Origin of the sequence: Niveispirillum sp. (assembly GCF_017996735.1) — a bacterium.
GTDB lineage: Bacteria > Pseudomonadota > Alphaproteobacteria > Azospirillales > Azospirillaceae > Niveispirillum.
This window is the reverse complement of sequence record NZ_JAGOGJ010000129.1, coordinates 1-17,626: the sequence shown is the minus strand read 5'-3', so window position 1 is coordinate 17,626 and position 17,626 is coordinate 1. Positions and strand designations below refer to the sequence as shown.

Annotated in this window: 21 protein-coding genes and 1 pseudogene; 9 read left to right on the top strand and 13 right to left on the bottom strand. The window is 64.9% G+C overall.

Features of this window, described 5'->3' with window-relative positions; genetic code table 11:
• The 3 genes and pseudogenes from KBA48_RS26720 to KBA48_RS26710 form a co-directional block, all read left to right on the top strand.
• Positions 1–110 (top strand): annotated as a pseudogene (locus KBA48_RS26720) (IS5/IS1182 family transposase); the annotation flags it as partial.
• 236 nt (positions 111–346) lie between these two features.
• Positions 347–721, top strand: a complete 375-nt coding sequence (locus tag KBA48_RS26715; protein ID WP_292911742.1) for a helix-turn-helix transcriptional regulator — start codon at positions 347–349, stop codon at positions 719–721.
• Positions 699–1,613 (top strand): SRPBCC domain-containing protein, encoded by a 915-nt coding sequence (locus KBA48_RS26710; protein ID WP_292911741.1) that lies wholly within the window; start codon positions 699–701, stop codon positions 1,611–1,613. Before KBA48_RS26715 ends, KBA48_RS26710 begins: the two co-directional genes overlap by 23 nt.
• Before the next feature lie 302 nt (positions 1,614–1,915).
• On the opposite strand, the gene KBA48_RS26705 is transcribed toward KBA48_RS26710, so the two are convergent.
• Complete coding sequence (locus tag KBA48_RS26705; RefSeq protein WP_292911740.1) at positions 1,916–2,362, bottom strand: hypothetical protein; 447 nt, start codon at positions 2,360–2,362, stop codon at positions 1,916–1,918.
• Complete coding sequence (gene fliI / locus KBA48_RS26700; RefSeq protein ID WP_292911739.1) at positions 2,362–3,687, bottom strand: flagellar protein export ATPase FliI; 1,326 nt, start codon at positions 3,685–3,687, stop codon at positions 2,362–2,364. The genes KBA48_RS26705 and fliI overlap by 1 nt, the downstream gene beginning before the upstream one ends.
• A gap of 169 nt (positions 3,688–3,856) precedes the next feature.
• On the opposite strand from fliI, the gene ctrA reads away from it, so the two are divergent.
• The 3 genes from ctrA (at position 3,857) to KBA48_RS26685 (ending at position 6,183) form a co-directional block, all read left to right on the top strand.
• Positions 3,857–4,567: a response regulator transcription factor CtrA gene (ctrA, locus tag KBA48_RS26695; RefSeq protein WP_292911738.1), complete on the top strand. Its 711-nt coding sequence runs from the start codon at positions 3,857–3,859 to the stop codon at positions 4,565–4,567.
• On the top strand, positions 4,564–5,640 hold the full coding sequence (locus KBA48_RS26690; RefSeq protein WP_292911737.1) for an FAD-dependent oxidoreductase: 1,077 nt from the start codon (positions 4,564–4,566) through the stop codon (positions 5,638–5,640). Before ctrA ends, KBA48_RS26690 begins: the two co-directional genes overlap by 4 nt.
• 75 nt (positions 5,641–5,715) lie before the next feature.
• Positions 5,716–6,183, top strand: a complete 468-nt coding sequence (locus KBA48_RS26685; protein ID WP_292911736.1) for a DUF1203 domain-containing protein — start codon at positions 5,716–5,718, stop codon at positions 6,181–6,183.
• Here KBA48_RS26685 and amt read toward each other — a convergent pair.
• Positions 6,180–8,312 carry an ammonium transporter gene (gene amt / locus KBA48_RS26680; protein ID WP_292911735.1) on the bottom strand — a complete coding sequence of 711 codons (2,133 nt, stop codon included), beginning with the start codon at positions 8,310–8,312 and terminating at the stop codon, positions 6,180–6,182. The two genes, KBA48_RS26685 and amt, sit on opposite strands and share 4 nt — an antisense overlap.
• 239 nt (positions 8,313–8,551) lie before the next feature.
• Between amt and KBA48_RS26675 the strand changes: the two genes are divergently transcribed.
• Entirely contained in the window at positions 8,552–8,971 is a 420-nt protein-coding gene (locus tag KBA48_RS26675; protein ID WP_292911734.1) for a VOC family protein, read from the top strand.
• 122 nt (positions 8,972–9,093) lie between these two features.
• On the opposite strand, the gene KBA48_RS26670 is transcribed toward KBA48_RS26675, so the two are convergent.
• The 8 genes from KBA48_RS26670 to KBA48_RS26635 form a co-directional block, all read right to left on the bottom strand.
• A complete protein-coding gene (locus KBA48_RS26670; protein WP_292911733.1) occupies positions 9,094–9,414 on the bottom strand; it encodes a helix-turn-helix domain-containing protein in 321 nt (106 codons plus the stop codon).
• On the bottom strand, positions 9,411–9,782 hold the full coding sequence (locus tag KBA48_RS26665) for a type II toxin-antitoxin system RelE/ParE family toxin (protein WP_292911732.1): 372 nt from the start codon (positions 9,780–9,782) through the stop codon (positions 9,411–9,413). Before KBA48_RS26665 ends, KBA48_RS26670 begins: the two co-directional genes overlap by 4 nt.
• 38 nt (positions 9,783–9,820) lie before the next feature.
• Positions 9,821–10,660: a pantoate--beta-alanine ligase gene (gene panC / locus KBA48_RS26660; RefSeq protein ID WP_292911731.1), complete on the bottom strand. Its 840-nt coding sequence runs from the start codon at positions 10,658–10,660 to the stop codon at positions 9,821–9,823.
• 70 nt (positions 10,661–10,730) lie between these two features.
• Complete coding sequence (locus KBA48_RS26655) at positions 10,731–11,180, bottom strand: nuclear transport factor 2 family protein (RefSeq protein WP_292911730.1); 450 nt, start codon at positions 11,178–11,180, stop codon at positions 10,731–10,733.
• A gap of 44 nt (positions 11,181–11,224) precedes the next feature.
• The gene (locus KBA48_RS26650) at positions 11,225–11,992 is read right to left on the bottom strand and encodes an SDR family NAD(P)-dependent oxidoreductase (protein ID WP_292911729.1); all 768 of its coding nucleotides are present in this window, start codon (positions 11,990–11,992) and stop codon (positions 11,225–11,227) included.
• Positions 11,989–13,563, bottom strand: a complete 1,575-nt coding sequence (locus tag KBA48_RS26645; protein ID WP_292911728.1) for a cryptochrome/photolyase family protein — start codon at positions 13,561–13,563, stop codon at positions 11,989–11,991. The genes KBA48_RS26650 and KBA48_RS26645 overlap by 4 nt, the downstream gene beginning before the upstream one ends.
• On the bottom strand, positions 13,560–14,291 hold the full coding sequence (locus KBA48_RS26640; protein ID WP_292911727.1) for a DUF6134 family protein: 732 nt from the start codon (positions 14,289–14,291) through the stop codon (positions 13,560–13,562). The genes KBA48_RS26645 and KBA48_RS26640 overlap by 4 nt, the downstream gene beginning before the upstream one ends.
• Positions 14,292–14,297: 6 nt before the next feature.
• Positions 14,298–15,026 carry an SDR family NAD(P)-dependent oxidoreductase gene (locus KBA48_RS26635; RefSeq protein WP_292911726.1) on the bottom strand — a complete coding sequence of 243 codons (729 nt, stop codon included), beginning with the start codon at positions 15,024–15,026 and terminating at the stop codon, positions 14,298–14,300.
• Between the two features lie 152 nt (positions 15,027–15,178).
• On the opposite strand from KBA48_RS26635, the gene KBA48_RS26630 reads away from it, so the two are divergent.
• Positions 15,179–15,415, top strand: a complete 237-nt coding sequence (locus KBA48_RS26630; protein WP_292911725.1) for a hypothetical protein — start codon at positions 15,179–15,181, stop codon at positions 15,413–15,415.
• Between the two features lie 174 nt (positions 15,416–15,589).
• Here the strand turns inward: KBA48_RS26630 and KBA48_RS26625 are convergent, their stop codons facing one another.
• Positions 15,590–16,558, bottom strand: coding sequence for a J domain-containing protein (locus KBA48_RS26625; protein ID WP_292911724.1), 969 nt, complete (start codon positions 16,556–16,558; stop codon positions 15,590–15,592).
• Positions 16,559–16,725: 167 nt separating this feature from the next.
• Positions 16,726–17,196, bottom strand: a complete 471-nt coding sequence (locus KBA48_RS26620) for an RT0821/Lpp0805 family surface protein (protein ID WP_292911723.1) — start codon at positions 17,194–17,196, stop codon at positions 16,726–16,728.
• Positions 17,197–17,355: 159 nt separating this feature from the next.
• Here KBA48_RS26620 and KBA48_RS26615 point away from each other — a divergent pair.
• Positions 17,356–17,626: pyridoxamine 5'-phosphate oxidase family protein (locus KBA48_RS26615; protein WP_292911722.1), on the top strand; the 271-nt coding region annotated here is incomplete at its 3' end.

Genomic DNA, 17,626 nt, shown 5'->3' with positions numbered 1-17,626 from the left:
TCTTCTGCAAACTCAAGGAGTTCAAGCGCATCGCCATGAGAGCTTGCAAAACAGACAAAAGCTTTGAAGCCATAATCTATCTCGCCGCTGCTGTCATCAATTCGCGCTGAATCCCCACAGGCCCTAGCTTGAAGGGAGCCCGGCGGCGTCATCCCGACGCAAGTCGGGACCCAGGGGCCATAGGGTCAAACCTATACACTGCGTCTATGAACGCTGCTGACAGGTCGGGCGCTTGGCCCCTGGGTCCCGGCTTTCGCCGGGATGAGGTGGAGAGAGGGGACAAGATAGTTAGGCAATTACCAAACTATATGCTTGCCACTGCCATCCGACCCTGATAGTTAGGCTTATGCCTAACATTCACTCCCCCCCCGCCAATCTTGATCGCATGTTCCTGGCCCTGGCCGATCCGTCGCGCCGGGCGGTTCTGGAACGGCTGGCCGAAGGGCCGGCCAGTGTGGGGGAACTGGCCAAGCCGTTCACCATGGCCCTGCCCAGCCTGATGCAGCATCTGCGGCTGCTGGAGGATTGCGGCCTGATCCGGACGGAGAAGGTGGGGCGCGTACGCACCTGCCGGCTGGAACCCCAGGCGATGGACGCGGCGGGGGAATGGATTGCGCGACAGCGGGCTGTCTGGGAGGCCCGGTTCGACCGGCTGGACGCCTATTTGCAGATTTTGAAAAGCCAGGAGGAAGCGACCAATGACGACCCCGCCGCCCGCTGATCGCAGCATGGTGATCACCCGCACGCTCAACGCCCCGCGCCCCCTGGTGTGGAAGGTGCTGACCGACCCCAAGCATGTGCCCCTGTTCTGGGGACCCAACGGGTTTTCCACCACCGTGCATGAAATGGATGTGCGGCCGGGCGGTACCTGGCGCTACACGATGCATGGATGGGGTCAGGATTTCGAAAACTGGATCCGCTATCGCACGGTCCAGGAACCGGCCCTGCTGGAATATGAACATGGCGGCGACGATCCCGACCATTGCCTGTTCGATGCGTCGATCCGGCTGGAAGAGGTGGGGGACGGCAAAACCAAGGTCACCCTGACCATGGTCTGTCCCACGGTCGAATCGCTGGAGGAAAAGCGCAAGTTCGGGGCCGAGGCTGGCGGGCACCAGACGCTGGAACGGCTGGAACGCCAGGTGCTGGTTGCCGATCGGGATCTGGGCATCACCCGCATCCTGGACGTGCCGCGCCATCTGGTCTGGAAGGCCTGGACCAGCCCGGAACATCTGAAGCAATGGTGGTGCCCGCGCCCCTGGCAGACGGTGGAGGTCCGCATGGACCTGCAGCCCGGCGGGGAATTCTATACCCGCATGGAGGGGCCGGATGGCGGCGTGTCGGACAATCCCGGCATCATCCTGCTGATCGAAGAGGGCAAAAGGCTGGTCTTCACCAACATGATGGCGCCGGGCTTCCGGCCCGTGACGCCGGGCTTCCTTGCCTTCACCGCCGACATCACCTTCGAGGATCATCTGGGCGGCACCCGCTATACCGCCCGCGCCATGCACCTGACGCCCGAAGGGGCAGCCAGCCATAAGGAGATGGGCTTCTATGACGGCTGGTCGACGGCGGTGGACCAGTTGGTGGAGGCGGCGAAGGGGTGGGAGTGAGGGATAGGGTGGTGTTTGGGGGTGAGCGGTGCTTGGGGGCGTCGTCCCCTCACCCTCCCACCCGCTGACGCGGGCGGGCCCCTCCCTCTCCCGCAAGGCGGGCGAGGGGCGAAGTTAAGGCACGCGGTCGCGCATTCTGACCCTGACCCACGCAAGTGGGAGAGGGGCGGAATAGGGATCTCGGCCAAACTTCGCCCCTCGCCCACGAACGTGGGAGAGGGAGGGGCCCGTTGGTGCCAGCCAATGGGAGGCTGAGGGAGGGGCCCGACCAGCGCTCCAGACCCCTGCCACCCGCTGAGCCTTCACGCCTCCCCTTCCCCCGTTTCCTCCGCCGCCCCCTGCTGGCGGGAGAAACGAATGGAGGCCACTTCGTCGAACATCTGGGTTTCGCGGTAGCGCCGGGCCTCTTTGGTGGCCAGATCGCGCTGTTCCTGCACCTGTTCGAATTTTTTCAGTTCGCGAAAGGCCTCGGCCACCGCTTCCTCTGCCCGCCCCACCTCCAGCCGCAGGGTGGATGCCCGGCGTTCATATTCATCGCGCATCAGCTCCACGCGTTTGGCGAAAGCGGGATAGGCCCTGGCCAGCATCAGGTCGGTGGCCGCCAGATCGCGTTCGATCACCACCTGTTGTTCGAACTGCTCCCGCTCCACCACCAGCCGTTCCTGCGCCTCCTGCAACTGCACCAGCACGCGGCGGCGCTGGTCCACCTCCCGCTGGTTCAGGCGGATCAGGGGTTTCAGGTCCTTCATCAGCCGGCCCCGCCCAGGATGGCGGCCAGTTCGGCATAGCCCTGGTCAAGCGTGCTGCGCTCCCCCTTGCCCTGGCGCAGGAAGGCCTCGATCGCGGGGTTGTAATGGATGGCCTCGTCCACCTGCGGATCGCTGCCCTTGCGATAGGCGCCCAGGCGGATCATCTCCTCCATGTCGGAATAGGCCGACATCAGGCGCCGCGCCTTGCCGACCAGGGCGTTCTGCTCGGGCGTGTTGCAGCCGGGCATGGTGCGGCTGACGGACCGCAGGATGTTGATGGCGGGATAGCGCCCGCGCTCCCCGATGCGGCGTTCCATCACGATATGGCCGTCCAGGATACCGCGCACCGCGTCGGCGATCGGTTCTTCCATGTCGCCACCTTCGACCAGCACCGTGAACAGGCCGCTGATCGTGCCCTGGCCCGTGCCCGGCCCGGCCCGTTCCAGCAGGCGCGGCAGTTCGGCGAAGACAGTGGGGGGATAACCCTTGGTGGTGGGCGGCTCACCAGCCGACAGCCCGATCTCTCGCTGGGCCATGGCGAAGCGGGTGACGCTGTCCATCAGGCACAGCACATCCTGGTCCTGATCGCGGAAGAACTCCGACACCGCAAAGGTCAGATAGGCGGCCTGACGGCGCATCAGCGGCGGTTCATCGGAGGTGGCAACGATGACGACGGAACGCGCGATACCTTCCGGCCCCAGATCATGCTCCAGGAATTCCTGCACCTCGCGCCCGCGCTCACCAATCAGGCCGATGACGCTGACATTGGCCTCCGTATATTTGGCCAGCATCGACATCAGCACCGACTTGCCCACGCCCGACCCGGCGAAGATGCCCATACGCTGCCCCCGGCAGCAGGACAGGAAGGTGTTGATGGACTTCACCCCCAGATCCATCTTGGCGCCCACCCTTTTGCGGGCATGGGCGGGCGGCGGGCCGGCCTTGATCAGATAGGGCACCTCGCCCTGCGGCAGGGGACCCTTGCCGTCGATGGGCTGTCCCAGGGCGTTGATGACGCGGCCCAGCCAGGCCTGGGTCGGGTAGATCGACGCCTGCGCCTCCGCCACCTCCGCCCGGCAGCCCAGGCCGATATCGTCCAGCGTGCCGAATGGCATCAGCAGCGCCCGGCCGCTGCGGAAGCCCACCACCTCGCACGGGACCGCGCGGCCGCCGCGCGTGATGACGCGGCAGCGCCCGCCGATGGACAGGCGGCGCTCCACGCCCCCCACCTCCACCATCATACCCAGCACGGAGGTGACGCGCCCGAAGACGGCATAGCCGGGCAATGCGTTGATTTCCTGCAGCAACTGGTCGTGATCAAGCATCGAATGCCCCTGATCTGCGGCAGTAACCCGCCAAGGTGGAACACCACATACGAATGAACAGGCTATGACCCCTGGCAATGCCATTGGTCGGATAGCATATACGTAGAGCGTCTGTTAACCTGTCTGGCGTAGATGGGGTGATGCCCATTGAAAGCCCGAGGATCTTGTCATGCGTGTCCTGCTGGTCGAAGACGATGCCGCGATGCAGAAGAGCATCCAGCTCATGTTGTCCGCCGAGGGTGGGTACATCGTGGATGCCACCAGCCTGGGTGAAGACGGGCTGGAGATCGGCAAACTATACGACTATGATATCATCATTCTTGACCTGATGCTGCCCGACATGGACGGGTACGAGGTGCTGCGGCGTCTGCGCGCATCGCGGGTCAATACACCCATCCTGATCCTGTCGGGCCTGTCGGACCTGGACAACAAGATCAAGGGGCTGGGCTTTGGCGCCGATGATTACCTGACCAAACCGTTCGACAAGCGCGAGCTGATTGCCCGCGTCCAGGCCATCATCCGCCGGTCCAAGGGCCATTCGGAAAGCGTCATCCGCACGGGCAAGCTGACCGTGAACCTGGATGCCAAGACGGCCACGGTGGAGGGGGCGCCCCTGCACCTGACCGGCAAGGAATATGGCATCCTGGAACTGCTGTCGCTGCGCAAGGGGACCACCCTGACCAAGGAGATGTTCCTGAACCATCTCTATGGCGGCATGGACGAGCCGGAATTGAAGATCATCGACGTCTTCGTCTGCAAGCTGCGCAAGAAGCTGACCACCGCCACCGAAGGCGATAATTACATCGAGACGGTGTGGGGTCGCGGCTATGTGCTGCGCGATCCCAACGAAGCTGTGGCGGCGGCGAAGGCTGCCGGGTGACAGGCCCGCAGCGTATCCTGCTGCTGGGCGGGGGGCACGCGCGGCCACCCCTGCTGAAACGCCTGTCCGCCCTGTCGCGGCGCGGACATCGGGTCACCCTTCTGGCACCGGCACCGCAGATCTGGGCCGAGGCCGTACCGGCCCTGCTGGCGGGACGTATTGATCCGGGCACGGTGCGGCTGGATGCCGGCACCCTGGCACAGCAGGCCGGGATCGGTTTCATCGATGATGGCGTCCTGGGCCTGGACCTGAAGGTCGGACTTGTCCACCGGCATGAGGGGGAGCCCGTTCCCTTCGACCTGCTGTCCATCGCACCGGACGCGGCGACGCGCCCGCTGGCCGGTACGGCCGGCCATGGCCGTTGCTTTGCCACACGGCCCCTGTCCCGCCTGCTGGACCTGCGGGCGGCGCTGGAGGCGCGGTTTGAACAGCATCCGGGCCGGGTGGTGGCCCTGACCATTGCCGGCGGCGGAACGGAGGCCATTGGCGCGGCCATCGCCATCATCGCGCTGGCGGCCCGGCTGGGGGGACATGTGGCCGTCACCGTCCTGGCGCGCGGCCGGCTGCTGACCGGGCTGCCGGAACGGGCCGGTGTCCGCCTGCTGGAAAATCTGTCCGCCCATGGCGCCATCCTTCAGGAAATGGCCCCCGTTGCCCGGGTGGACGGGAACGAGGCGGTGCTGACCGGCGGGGACCGCATCGCCTTTGACCTGTTTCTGAACGCCACGGGTGTGGCCGGTCCGTCCTGGCTGAAGACCAGCGGGCTGGATGTCGATGCGGATGGACGCCTGCGCTGCGATGACAAGCTGTTCGTGGGCGGTCTGGATCATGTGCTGGCCGTGGGAGAGGCGACCTGTCCCGCCGGCGGACGTCATCCGGGCTGGGACATGCTGGCCTACAACCTGTCGGCGCTGATCACCGGTCTGGTGCCGCGCAAGTCCCCGCGCCACCGTCCGCCACTTTTTATCGACCTGGGCAACGGCACCGCACTGGCCCATTGGGCCGGCCGCTGGACCCTGGGCCGCAGCGCGTTGTGGGCCTTGCGCTGGGCCGAGGGGCGGTGGCTGCTGTGACCGCAAGAACCGGGTCGCCGGGCATTGATTGAACCGGCATCGTCGCGCCATCATTGCCCGATGGAGCGCCACCCCATGTCCTATATCGTCAGCGGTCTGCAATCCGCCCCCTTCGCCCCCCTGTTCGGCCTGGATGACCAGGCCCTGGCCGCACGCGGCATCAGGCGCATGACGGCGCCGCAGGACGGGCTGTACCCGTGCCGCGTGACCCTGGCCGATGTGCCGGCGGGGACCGATGTCCTGCTGCTGTCCTACCCGCATCAGCCGGCCCCCACGCCCTACCGTGCCGAGGGGCCGATCTTTGTCACCGAGGGACCCGCCGAGACGGCGGTGTGCAGGGACGCGGTGCCGCTGATGATGGCCAAGCGCATCCTGTCGGTGCGGGCCTATGATGGCGACGACATGATCGTGGATGCCGATGTCGTGAACGGGCAAGAGGCGGACGCCCTGTTCCGCCGCTATCTGGCGCGCGCCGACGTCGCCTATCTGCATGTGCATCTGGCGCGGCGCGGATGTTATGCGGGTCGGGTGGACCGGAGCTAACCCGCCCTGCGGTCCTTCTCCGTCGCCCGTTCGATGGTGCGGGCGATGGGGAAGCGGATGGAAACATTGGTGCCCTTGCCCGGTGCCGTCTGGATCACCAGCGTCCCGTCATGCAGGCGGACCAGCGCATTGACCAGCGACAGGCCCAGGCCGGACCCGCCATGGCCCTTGGCCAAACCCCCTTCCAACTGCGTGAAGGGTTCCAGCGCCTTGGACACCAGGGCGGGGTCCATGCCGATACCGCTGTCGATGACGCTGAGGCAGATGCGGCGGTCGGGTTCCAGGGTGGCGACCAGTTTCACCTTGCCCCCGGCCGGCGTGAATTTCACGGCATTGCCGACCAGATTGATCAGGATCTGGCGGATGGCGCGTTCATCGGCGTGAAGCGCAGGCAGTTCCGGCCCCGCCTCCATCGACAGGCCCATGCTGCCGCTTTCGGCCAGCGGCAGCATCAGGCGGTGGACCCCGCGCAGGATGCGGGCCAGGTCCAGCGGCTGCTCGTTCAACTGGAACTTCCCGGCCTCCAGCCGTGAGAAATCCAGCACATCATTGACCAGCGCCAGCAGATGTTTGCCGCCATCATGGATGTCGCGGGCATGTTCCACATAATGCTGGTCGATGGGGCCATAGGCCTGATCGGCGATCAGTTGTGAAAAGCCGATGACGGCGTTCAGCGGCGTGCGCAACTCATGGCTCATGGTGGCCAGGAACTGCGATTTGGCCAGATTGGAATTCTCCGCTTCCACCTTGGCCTTGCCCAGTTCCTCCAGCAGCAGGGAATGGCGCTGGATCTCCGACGTCACCCGGTCGATGACGCGGTTATACTGGGCGGCGATCAGTTCCACATCCGACTGCGGCTCCACATGCACGGGCCGGTCGAACTTGCCCTCCTGGCGGTGGCGCTCCATCTCGGCGGCAAGGTCCAGCATGGGGGACGTGGCACCATGTTCGGCCACGTTCAGGCCCAGCCGTTCCGCCTCCACATCGATGCGCAGGGCGAAGAAACGGTTGATCACGCGCAGCAGCACATAGCCGCTGGTGAAGGTGAAGACACCACAGGCCACAATACCGGTGATCTGCACGCCCAGTTGCTGCCAGCGGGAGAGACCGGTGCCGAACAGGGCCACATCGCCGAACAGGGCCACGCAGAGCGTGCCCCAGATGCCGGCGAAAAGATGGACGGGCACGGCGCCCACGGCATCGTCAATCTTCAACCGGTCCAGCAGCACACCGCCGGCAATGACGATGCCGCCCGCCACGGCGCCGATGATCGCCGCAGACCCGGTGCCCACCACCAGGGCACAGGCCGTGATACCGACCAGACCGCCCAGAATGCCGTTGAGGAAATGTTCAACGCGCGGCTTCGGTTCCATCAGAACCGACAGGAAATGCCCGGACAGGCCACCGGCGCAGCCGGCGACAATCGTGTTCAGCAAAACCCCCGGCGCCTTGTCCAGATCACCCAGGACAGACCCGCCATTGAAGCCCAGCCAGCCGAACCAGAGGACCAGTACCCCCGACGCCGCCATGGTCAGATTGTTGCTGCCCAGCGCCCGCACGCCGGGATCAAAGCGCCCCGTGCGCGGCCCGATGACCAGCACGGCCGCCAGGGACAGCCAGCCACCGACCGAATGCACCACCGTGGAGCCGGCGAAATCGATGAAGCCCAGGGCCGACAGCCAGCCCTGGCTCTGCGGGCCGGCCATGCCACCCCAGGCCCAATGGCCGAAGATGGGATAGATCACGGCCGATAGCAGCGCCGAGACGACGATATAGCTGCCATAGCCCATACGTTCCGCCACGGCCCCCGAAACGATGGTGGTGGCCGTCCCGCAAAACATGATCTGGAACAGGATAAAGACCAGCGGCGTGGTGGCATCCAGATGGTCGGGCATGAAGCCGCTGGTTCCCGCAATGCCAAACCAGCTTGGCCCGAACATGATGGCGTAGCCGAACAGCCAGAACAGGAAGCCGGCGATGCAGAAATCCATCACATTCTTGATGGCGACGTTGATGGAGTTCTTGGCCCGGACGAACCCGACCTCCAGCAGGCAGAATCCCAACTGCATCGCGAAGACCAGCGCCGTCGCGGTCAGGACCCATACGTGAATGACCGGATCACTCGTCATCCAGATCCCCGCCGGCACCTTGCCCCCTCCCTGCGGAGGCGGAGCCGGAAATATTGTGAAGATTATTGCTTGGCAACGCTAACATCCATGCCAACACGGATCATGCTGCATTGCAATCGAACTTTCATATCAATTATGCGGGGTCGCTTGCGAACAAATGCATGCCGGGACTGGGATATCGGCCCGCCATGCACCATGTTAGGGTGACCGGATTTCCGCCAACCCTTGGATAAGAAACGATGAAATACCTGCATACCATGGTCCGTGTGACCGACCTGGAGCAGTCGCTGGATTTCTACTGCAACAAGCTGGGCCTGAAAGAGCTGCGGCGGATGGAGAATCCGGCCGGCCGCTTCACCCTGATCTTTCTGGCGGCCGACGAAACGCCGGACGCCCAGGTCGAACTGACCTATAACTGGGACCCGGAGACCTATACGGGCGGGCGCAATTTCGGCCATCTGGCGTTCGAGGTGGATGACATCTATGCCACCTGCCAGTCCCTGCTGGAAAAGGGTGTCACCATCAACCGCCCGCCGCGCGACGGCCGCATGGCTTTCATCCGCTCACCCGACAATATCTCGATCGAGCTGCTGCAAAAGGGCGCTTCGCTGGCCCCGGCCGAACCATGGACCAGCATGCCCAATACGGGCGTGTGGTAAGGGATCACGGGGCGGGTCGGGAGGTCCGCCTCCATGTCATACCCGTCTCCCTCGATCGTGACCGATCAAGGGAGGTTTAGCGTTCCCTCATGCGCCGGGCGCTGCCGTCCGGCAGATTGGTTTCATACCATCGCCACCGTCACGGCCGCTCGGTCAACCGTTTTACGGTCCACGGCGATGGTGACGTTATGGCCCAGCAGAGACAGGAACCGGATCAAGCGGTCCGTTGAAAAGCCGCTGATCCGTCCACGCAGCAAGGCTGAAACCTTGGCCTGATCCGTGCCAAGCAAGCGCGCTGCGTCATTCTGTGTGAGGCCCCGCGCCCGCAGGATATCCGCTACCGCATGGCATAGATTGGCCTTCACCAGATCCTGGTCAGGATCCGGCAACCCGAGATCCGCGAAGATGTTCACGCCGCCCAGGGTGATATCATCTGTAGTCATGGTGCCCTCATACTCTGCTTATGGCGCTCTTCTGCCAGCGCCATTCGAGACCGGATGAGATCGACGTCGTGCTTCGGCGTTTCCATCCCGCGCTTTGACTTCTTCTGAAAAGCGTGGAGGACATAGATGGCAGTCGCGAAACGCACAGTATAGACCGCGCGGAACGTATCGCCATCATGGTCCTCAACAATCTCCAGGACGCCGGCACCGCCAAAGCCCTTCAACGGCTTAACGCCATGAGCGAAACTGCCCTTCTGCGCGCTTAAGAGGGCGGAACCCATGTCGCGCTTCACCGCGTCAGGGAACTCCCGCAGGTCCCGTAACGAAGAGGCAATCCAGACAAGGGGCTTCAAGCCATCGACACTCATACCCCACAATATGCCAATTCTAGCATATCGAAAAGTGTTTACACCGCCATATTGTCCAGCAGGCGCACGCCGCCCAGCCGGGCGGTGCAGATCAGGCGGCCGGGACCGGGCTCGGCCAGGGGTTCCAGGGTCAAGGCGTCGACCAGCGCCAGATAGTCCACGGCGGTGAAGCCAGCCGACAACAGCGCCCCGGTCCCGTCGGCCAGGGCCGGTTCCACCGCCTGACCGGCGCGCAGACGGTCGATCACGTCCCGCATGATGTGGTTCAACCGGCCCGCGACCTGCCGCTGTTCGGGCGACAGATAGGCGTTGCGCGACGACAGGGCCAGCCCGTCCCCCTCGCGCACCGTCGGCACGCCTTCGATCTGCACCGGGATATCCAGGTCACGCACCAGTTGGCGGATGGTGCAGAGCTGCTGGTAATCCTTTTGCCCGAAACAGGCGACATCGGCACCGGCCTGCAACAGCAGCTTGGTCACGACCGTGGCCACGCCCTGGAAATGGCCGGGACGGAAGGCGCCTTCCCAGCGGGTGGTGACGGGGCCGACATCGATGCTGGTGGAAAAGCCCGCCGGATACATGACATCAACCGTGGGCGCGAACAGCAGGTCACAGCCCGCCGATGCCAACTTGGCCGCGTCGCCCGCCTCATCCCGCGGATAGCGGCTGAAATCCTCGTTGGGGCCGAACTGCGTGGGGTTCACGAAGACGGTGGCGATCACCCGGTCTGCCAGTTCGCGTCCCCGGCGCACCAGGGTCAGGTGCCCGTCATGCAACGCACCCATGGTGGGCACCAGGGCAGTGCGCAGACCGGCCGCATTCCAGGCGGACACCTGGGCGCGCAGGTCAGCGACGGTGCGGACGATGGGGAGGCTCATGGCGGCGGCTCGGGGCTGTTGCGCGGGTGCGGCATAGGGACGTATGCCGTCATCAACGCGGCGACAAGTGTTAATCCGCCATATAGGCCTTGATCTTGCGCAGCACCCATCCCAGGACAGGCAGCTTTTCATAGAATTGTTCGGCCGCGTCCCAATGGTCGATATGGCTGGTCACATGGCCGGCCAGATCGAACCGCACCTCCGACATGCCCTCGATGGTGCTAGGCCGGGGTTCCCCCTTGCGGCGGAACACGAAGCCCCAGCGCAGATAGGCCGTCTGTTCCGACAGGGCATGGTCACGCACGATGAAGCGCGGCTGTTCCAGCATGTCGAACATGCGGGCAAAAACATGCTTCATCCGGTCGCGCGAGCGGAAATCATTAAACGGGTCCTTGAAATGCACATCGGGCACGGCAAGCCGGTCCAGCCGCGCCAGATTGTCGGGCCGCAGTTCCTGATAAAAGCGGATATAGGCGGCCAGCGCCTGATCCACCGGAACCTGTCCATTCACCGATCCCATGCGCACCCTGATCCAAGCTGTTTCCCATGGCCCATTCCCGGCACTTATTTCGGCACGGTTCGACGGACCATCATGAAATACAGCGCATCGGGAAAACGGCGCAACAGCAGAAGCGGCCATGTAAAGCGACGCGGGAATGTTATCTGAAAGGCGTTGCTTTTAAGTCCGGCCACCAGCCGGGCCGCCGCGCGTTCCACCGGCATCAAAAAGGGCATGGGGAAATCGTTCTTGTCGGTCAGCGGTGTCTTGATGAAGCCGGGGCAGACCAGTTGCACCTTGATGCCGTACCGCTCCACATCCAGCTTCAGGCTTTCCGCCATGTTGATCAGCGCCGCCTTGGACGCGCCATAGGCCAGCGACCGGGGCAAACCCCGATAGCCGGCCACGCTGGACACGATGGTCACCTGCCCCCGCCCCCGGTCGATCATGGCGGGCAGGAAGGCGGCCAGGCACTTTACGGTGCCGATCAGATTGACATCGATCGTGTGGGCGAAGGTGGCGGGGTTCAGGTTTTTTGCCTCATCCGGCTGATAGGTTCCGGCATTCAGCACGGCCAGCGCCACCGGCCCCTGCGCAGCCAGGGCGGCCTTCACCCCTTCTGCATCGGTGATATCCAGGGCCACCGGGATGATCCGGCCCGGTCCCGGCGCCCGTTCCGCCAGCGCGGCCAGCGACTCGGCCCGCCGCGCGCTGGCCAGCACGGTCCAGCCTTCCGCCGCCAGCGCGAGTGCGACATGCTCCCCGATCCCGGAGGAGGCACCGGTGACCCAGGCAAAACCATCGGCAGGCGTGGGCGTGTGCAGGTTGGTCATGTCGGCTCCGTCATTGTGGCCGGATAGGCTTTGGCCGGATAGGCCGGCGCCAGCCCCGCGATGAAATGCGCCACCCGGGCCCGGATGGCGTCGCGCCTGGCCGGTTCCATCGCGTCCAGACCCTTATAGACCAGCCCCATGCGGGGATTGCCGCGCAGTTTTCCTTCATTCTCCATCAGGAAATTCCAGTAGAGGGAGTTGAACGGGCAGGCGGTGGGGCCGGTGGTTTCCTTCACATCATAGCGGCAGCGGGTACAGTAATCCGACATGCGCTGGATATATTTGCCGCTGGCGGCATAGGGCTTGCTGCCCAAATAGCCGCCATCGGCATGCATCACCATGCCATGGACATTGGGCAGCTCCACCCAATCATAGGCATCGGCATAGACGGCCAGATACCATTCCTCAATCTGCGCCGGCTCAACCCCCAGCAGCAGGGCAAAATTGCCCGTCACCATCAGGCGCTGGATATGGTGGGCATAGGCCAGCCGTTCCGTCTGTCCGATGACCTGCGCCATGCAGTTCATGTCGGTGCGCCCGGTCCAGTAGAAATCGGGCAGCGGGCGGTGGGCGTTCAGCGCATTGGTGTCGGCATATCCCGGCATTTTCAGCCAGTAGATGCCGCGCACATATTCACGCCAGCCCAGAATCTGGCGGATGAAGCCTTCCACGGCGTTCAAGGGCGCGTGGCCCTGCCGCCAGGCCTGTTGGGCCGCCGTCACCACGGCGCGGGGGTCCAGAAGGCCGGCATTGATATAAGGCGACAGGATGGAATGGAACAGCGTCTCCTGCCCCATGGCCATCGCGTCCTGATAATCCCCGAACAGGGGCAGGCAATGGCGGATGAAATGGTCCAGCGCCCGCCCCGCGCCCGCTGCCGTGACGGCATAGAAGAACCCGTCCAGGGTGCCGAAATGGCCGGCGAAACGGTTAGCGACCAGGCCCAGAACCTCTTCCGTGATGGCGTCGGGTTCCTCCCGCCAGGGCGGGGGGATTTTCAGGCCCCTGGGCAGGGATTTGCGGTTTTCGGCGTCGAAATTCCATTGCCCGCCTTCGGGCTGTCCGTCAGCGGTCAACAGGATCTGATGGTCGCGCCGCATCTCGCGGTAAAAGAACTCCATGCGAAGCTGCTTGCGCCCGTCGGCCCAGGAACGAAAGCGGGCGATGGAGCAGAAGAAGCGGTCATCCTCCTTCACCTCCACCGGGACCGGCAGGTCCTTCTGCCATTGCCGCATCTGTTTCCAGACACGCCATTCGCCGGGGAAGGTGACGACGGCGCGCGTCGCCCCGTGCCGGTCGATGGCGCGCGACAGTTCCCCGCCCAGCGTGCCGGTATTGTCGGGATCGTCCAGACGGATGTAATCGACCCGGATACCGTCGGCGCGCAGTTCCCCGGCGAAATGGCGCATGGCGCTGAACAGGAAGGCGATCTTCTGGGGATGGTGGGGAACATAGGTCGCCTCCGCCATCACTTCGGCCAGCAGCACCACGTCGGTGGCCTTGTCCAGCCCACGCAGGGAGGCGAGATTGCGGGAAAGCTGATCGCCCAGGACCAGACGGATGGTGGTCACGGTCGCGCCGCCGATTGCGGGGCCGGTTCCGGCGGGATGGCGGGGCTGTCCATCACATAGCTGATTTTCTGGCCCTTGGCCTGGAACGCCAGCCCCACCCATTGGCCGTTATCATCGTACCAGAGGTCGATCTGGTCGGTCTTGCCCGGCGGGTTGGACAGGATGTTGATCGTGTGGTGGCGGGCCTGGATGGGACCTGCCTGGGTCTCCAGCGTCTCCGCCCCCCGATCCTCCATCCGCACATCCATAATCAGGCCGCGCTGCGTATCCAGCAACTGGCTGGCGCCGGTGGTGGCGTGGTTCCAGTAGCTGGTGGGGATGATGTCGGCCGGCGCCATATAGCGACCGCCGCTGCCATCCACCTGGAAGCCGTCGGGGCCGGCACTGCCGCGCAGCCAGTAATCGTCGCCATCATCATTGGTCTTCGTCTCGATCTCGACCAGCCGCCCGTCCTGCCAGACCTCGCGGTTGCGGTGGCGGTAGCGATAGGCGGTGACGAAGGCCAGCGTCACCTCCAGATCGATCGCCTTTTCCATGATCAGCCGGTCACCGTCGCGCATGAAGCGCATCCGGTGGCTGCCCATGGGGCTGTCCTGCTTGCGGAACACGGAAAAGGATAAGGCGTCGCCCGGCGGCAGCGTGAAGGCCCACGCAGCGCGCGGCAACAGGGTGCCAAGGCCCAGCAGCAGCGGGCCAGCCAGCATCAGGTGGCGGCGATGGATCGTCATGATCGTCTATCCTTTGGTTCGCAAGGCCCCCCGCCCACCATCAACAGCCATGACCTGCCCCGTGATCCATCCCGCATCGCCCGACAGCAGAAATTCCGCCATGGCGGCCAGATCATCGGCCTCCCCCAGGCGGGCCAGCGGATGCATGGCGGCGATGCCCTGGGCCATCTGTTCAGATGCCAGCAGCGGGGCTGCCAGCGGCGTGCGGGTCAGGGAGGGGGCGATGACGTTCACGCGCACATGCGGTGCCCATTCCGCCGCCATGGCCCGACCCAGGCCGGCCACCGCCCCCTTGGCCGCCGCCACGACGGCATGGTTGGCGAAGCCCTGTTCCACGGCGACGGTGGAGAACAGGACGACGGAGCCCCTGGCCGCCTTCAACCCCTTTTCCGCCGCGCGCAGCGCCGTGGCCGCCCCCAGCAGGTTCAGGTTGAAGGCCGACAGGAAATCGGCGCTGCGCGTGGCCTTCAACGGTTTCAGATGGATCGAGCCGACGCAATAGGCCAGACCGGCGATACCATCGCCCCGATCGGCCAGCGCCACGGCATCGGCCAGCGCATCCTCCGCCATGACATCGGCCAGCGCGTAGCTGGCATCCAGCGTCTGCGCCAGATCCTCCAGCCGGATCGCATCCCGGCCGATCAGGTGCAGTGCGTGGCCCTTGCAGGCCAGCCTGCGCGCCAGGGCGCTGCCCGTGCCACCCGTGGCGCCGATGATGATGATGGAGGGTGCCATATGTATGCTCTTGCTGCTGTACCGGACGACAGAAGCTAGAGCGTGGCAGGCATTCGCCAAGGGGGAGGGAACCTTCTATCCATTTGGGTGTTCTACGGCCGAAGACCACCCGTCAGGGGTGGTTGCTTGACACAAATGGATGGAGAGACATCATGCGGACGGATCTGCTGCGAAACACCACTCTGGCAGCCCTGCTGCTGGCCGCCCCCCTGGCGCTGACGGCCTGTGACAAACAGGGTCCCGCCGAACGGGCCGGGGAGAAGATCGACGATGCCGCCGAGAAGGCGGGCGAGAAGCTGGACAATGCGCGGGACAAGGCCGGCGAGACCGTCGACGAACTGCGCGCCAAGGCCGACGCGGCCATGGAGAAGGCCGACGACAAGAAGTGAGCGTTGGATACGGGCGCTGGGGGGCACACCAAGAGCCATGGAGCATGGCTCTTGGTGTGTGCACTCACCCTCAAGCGCCGGGCGCCGCCGTCCGGCGGCTTGGGCTTACGCGCACAGGCGTGCGCGGGCCGCCAGTCGGCGGCCTCCAAGGGTCATGGACCATGACCCTTGGTGTCAAACCCCCAGCTTGCGCCGCACGTCGTAATCCTTGCCTTTTGACCAGCGCTCAATGAAGGCGGTCAGTTCGGCGTCGGGCTTTTCCGGCAGCATGACGACCAGCTTCACATAGAGGTCGCCCGTCACCTTGCGGTCCGCATTGGGAATGCCCTTGCCTTTCAGGCGGAGCAGGGTACCGCTGTTGGCCCCCGCCGGCACCTTCACCGCCACCTGCCCGTCCAGCGTCGGCACCTTGATGGCTGCACCCAGGATGGCCTCCTGCAGGGTGACGGGCACCTCCAGATGGATATCGTCATCCTTGCGGGTGAACAGGGGGTGGTTGTCGACCAGCACCTCGACAATGGCGTCGCCCGCCCCCGCCCCGCCCAGGCCCGCCAGACCCTGGCCCTTCAGGCGCAGCTTGGTCTGGTCGCGGGTGCCGGGCGGGATATTGACGTCGATGGTCTTGCCCGTCGACAAGGTCAGCCGGCGCTTGGCGCCCAGGCAGGCATCAGCGAAGCTGACATTGACCGAATAATTGACGTCGCTGCCCTTGGCCTTGACCCCGGCCCCGCCGCCGGCGGAATAGCGCCGCTTGGTCGCCCCGAAAATATCGTTGAAGAAATCGTCGGCGAACGGATCATCGCCCTCGGCCCCGCCGGCATTGCCGCGCGTGCCGGCACCGGGCCCCCGCGCACCGCCCGCCGCCCCCGGTCCCCGGCCGGCACCCTGCCAGGCGCGGCGGAAACTGCGGTCCGGCCGCTCAGCCCCCGAGGCGTCGATCTCCCCCTTGTCAAAGCGCGCCCGTTTGTCCGGATCGGACAGAAGGCTGTAGGCGCCGTTGACCTCCTTGAACTTCTGCTCGATGTCGGGTCGGCCGGGGTTCAGGTCGGGGTGGTATTGTTTGGCCAGGCGGCGAAAGGCCTGCTTGATGTCGTCGGCCGAGGCGCTTCGCGTCAGTCCGAGGACAAGGTAGGGATCGCGCATGGTCACCAGCAGCCAGAAAGAAAAGGGAAAACCTGCCGCATCCTACGCCCCGGCGGCCCCCGGTCAAGCATGGCCGACAGGAAGCCGGCAACTCATGCGTATAAAAAACCCCGCGCCAAGGGATGACCTGGCGCGGGGTGGACGGGTTGCCGCCGGATCAGAAGCGATTAGCTGACGATCTTCCAGCTACCGTCCGGCTGCTGGCAGGCGCGGCCAAAGGCCTGTTCGCTGCGGCCGCCGACGATGATCGTCTGCTGGTATTCGCGGCAATAGGCGCCCGTGCCGGCCTGACGGCCTTCCTGCGTCGGGGTCACGATGACGCGGTTGCTGTTGTTCGGGTTATCCCAGACGATGGGCTGGTTCAGCGGCGCGTTGAAGGACGCATAGGTGTTGCGTTCCAGGGCGGCGCGGTCAGCCTTGTCCAGCGAGGCACCCACTTCGGAACCGATCAGGGCACCCAGCACGGCGCCGGCACCCGTCGCCCACAGCTTGCCCGAACCGCCACCGATCTGGCTGCCGGCCAAACCGCCCATCAGGCCGCCGATCACGGCGCCACCGGTCTGCTTGTTGCCAGCATTGGTCTGACACCCGGCCAGCAAGGCCACCAGGGCGGTGGCGACGACGATCTTGCGAATCATTTTTCAGAACCTTTCTCGGATCATGCTTTGCCCCCGAACCATTCACCGTCGGGCGTTTCCGCCTGCGGACGGGTGCCATGCGGGGGACGGCATGGACAAACAACCCATGCTCCTTATGTTCAACAAAGATTCGGGCGCAACTATGACGAAGATCAAGCCATGACGCTGGAAAATGCCACCGACCCGTTTGCCCAGTTCCGCGACTGGTTCGCCGAGGCCGAGACGGCCGAAATCAACGATCCCAACGCCATGTCGGTGGCGACCGTGGGCGCCGATGGCCGCCCGTCGGTGCGCATCCTGCTGCTGAAGGGTCTGGATGAGAGGGGTTACACCTTCTACACCAACACCGAAAGCCGCAAGGGTGACCAACTGGCCGCCACGCATTTTGCGGCCCTGACCTTCCATTGGAAGTCGCTGCGCCGGCAGGTGC

Coding starts and splice junctions, on each gene's coding strand:
- KBA48_RS26635 (WP_292911726.1), bottom strand. CDS start 15,026: ATGGCACCCTCCATCATCATCATCGGCGCCACGGGTGGCACGGGCAGC.
- KBA48_RS26625 (WP_292911724.1), bottom strand. CDS start 16,558: ATGCGCGATCCCTACCTTGTCCTCGGACTGACGCGAAGCGCCTCGGCC.
- fliI (WP_292911739.1), bottom strand. CDS start 3,687: ATGCTTGATCACGACCAGTTGCTGCAGGAAATCAACGCATTGCCCGGC.
- amt (WP_292911735.1), bottom strand. CDS start 8,312: ATGACGAGTGATCCGGTCATTCACGTATGGGTCCTGACCGCGACGGCG.
- KBA48_RS26630 (WP_292911725.1), top strand. CDS start 15,179: ATGCGGACGGATCTGCTGCGAAACACCACTCTGGCAGCCCTGCTGCTG.
- KBA48_RS26640 (WP_292911727.1), bottom strand. CDS start 14,291: ATGACGATCCATCGCCGCCACCTGATGCTGGCTGGCCCGCTGCTGCTG.
- KBA48_RS26655 (WP_292911730.1), bottom strand. CDS start 11,180: ATGGGATCGGTGAATGGACAGGTTCCGGTGGATCAGGCGCTGGCCGCC.
- KBA48_RS26715 (WP_292911742.1), top strand. CDS start 347: ATGCCTAACATTCACTCCCCCCCCGCCAATCTTGATCGCATGTTCCTG.
- KBA48_RS26620 (WP_292911723.1), bottom strand. CDS start 17,196: ATGATTCGCAAGATCGTCGTCGCCACCGCCCTGGTGGCCTTGCTGGCC.
- KBA48_RS26650 (WP_292911729.1), bottom strand. CDS start 11,992: ATGACCAACCTGCACACGCCCACGCCTGCCGATGGTTTTGCCTGGGTC.
- KBA48_RS26670 (WP_292911733.1), bottom strand. CDS start 9,414: ATGACTACAGATGATATCACCCTGGGCGGCGTGAACATCTTCGCGGAT.
- KBA48_RS26685 (WP_292911736.1), top strand. CDS start 5,716: ATGTCCTATATCGTCAGCGGTCTGCAATCCGCCCCCTTCGCCCCCCTG.
- KBA48_RS26705 (WP_292911740.1), bottom strand. CDS start 2,362: ATGAAGGACCTGAAACCCCTGATCCGCCTGAACCAGCGGGAGGTGGAC.
- KBA48_RS26710 (WP_292911741.1), top strand. CDS start 699: ATGACGACCCCGCCGCCCGCTGATCGCAGCATGGTGATCACCCGCACG.
- KBA48_RS26665 (WP_292911732.1), bottom strand. CDS start 9,782: ATGAGTGTCGATGGCTTGAAGCCCCTTGTCTGGATTGCCTCTTCGTTA.
- panC (WP_292911731.1), bottom strand. CDS start 10,660: ATGAGCCTCCCCATCGTCCGCACCGTCGCTGACCTGCGCGCCCAGGTG.
- KBA48_RS26675 (WP_292911734.1), top strand. CDS start 8,552: ATGAAATACCTGCATACCATGGTCCGTGTGACCGACCTGGAGCAGTCG.
- ctrA (WP_292911738.1), top strand. CDS start 3,857: ATGCGTGTCCTGCTGGTCGAAGACGATGCCGCGATGCAGAAGAGCATC.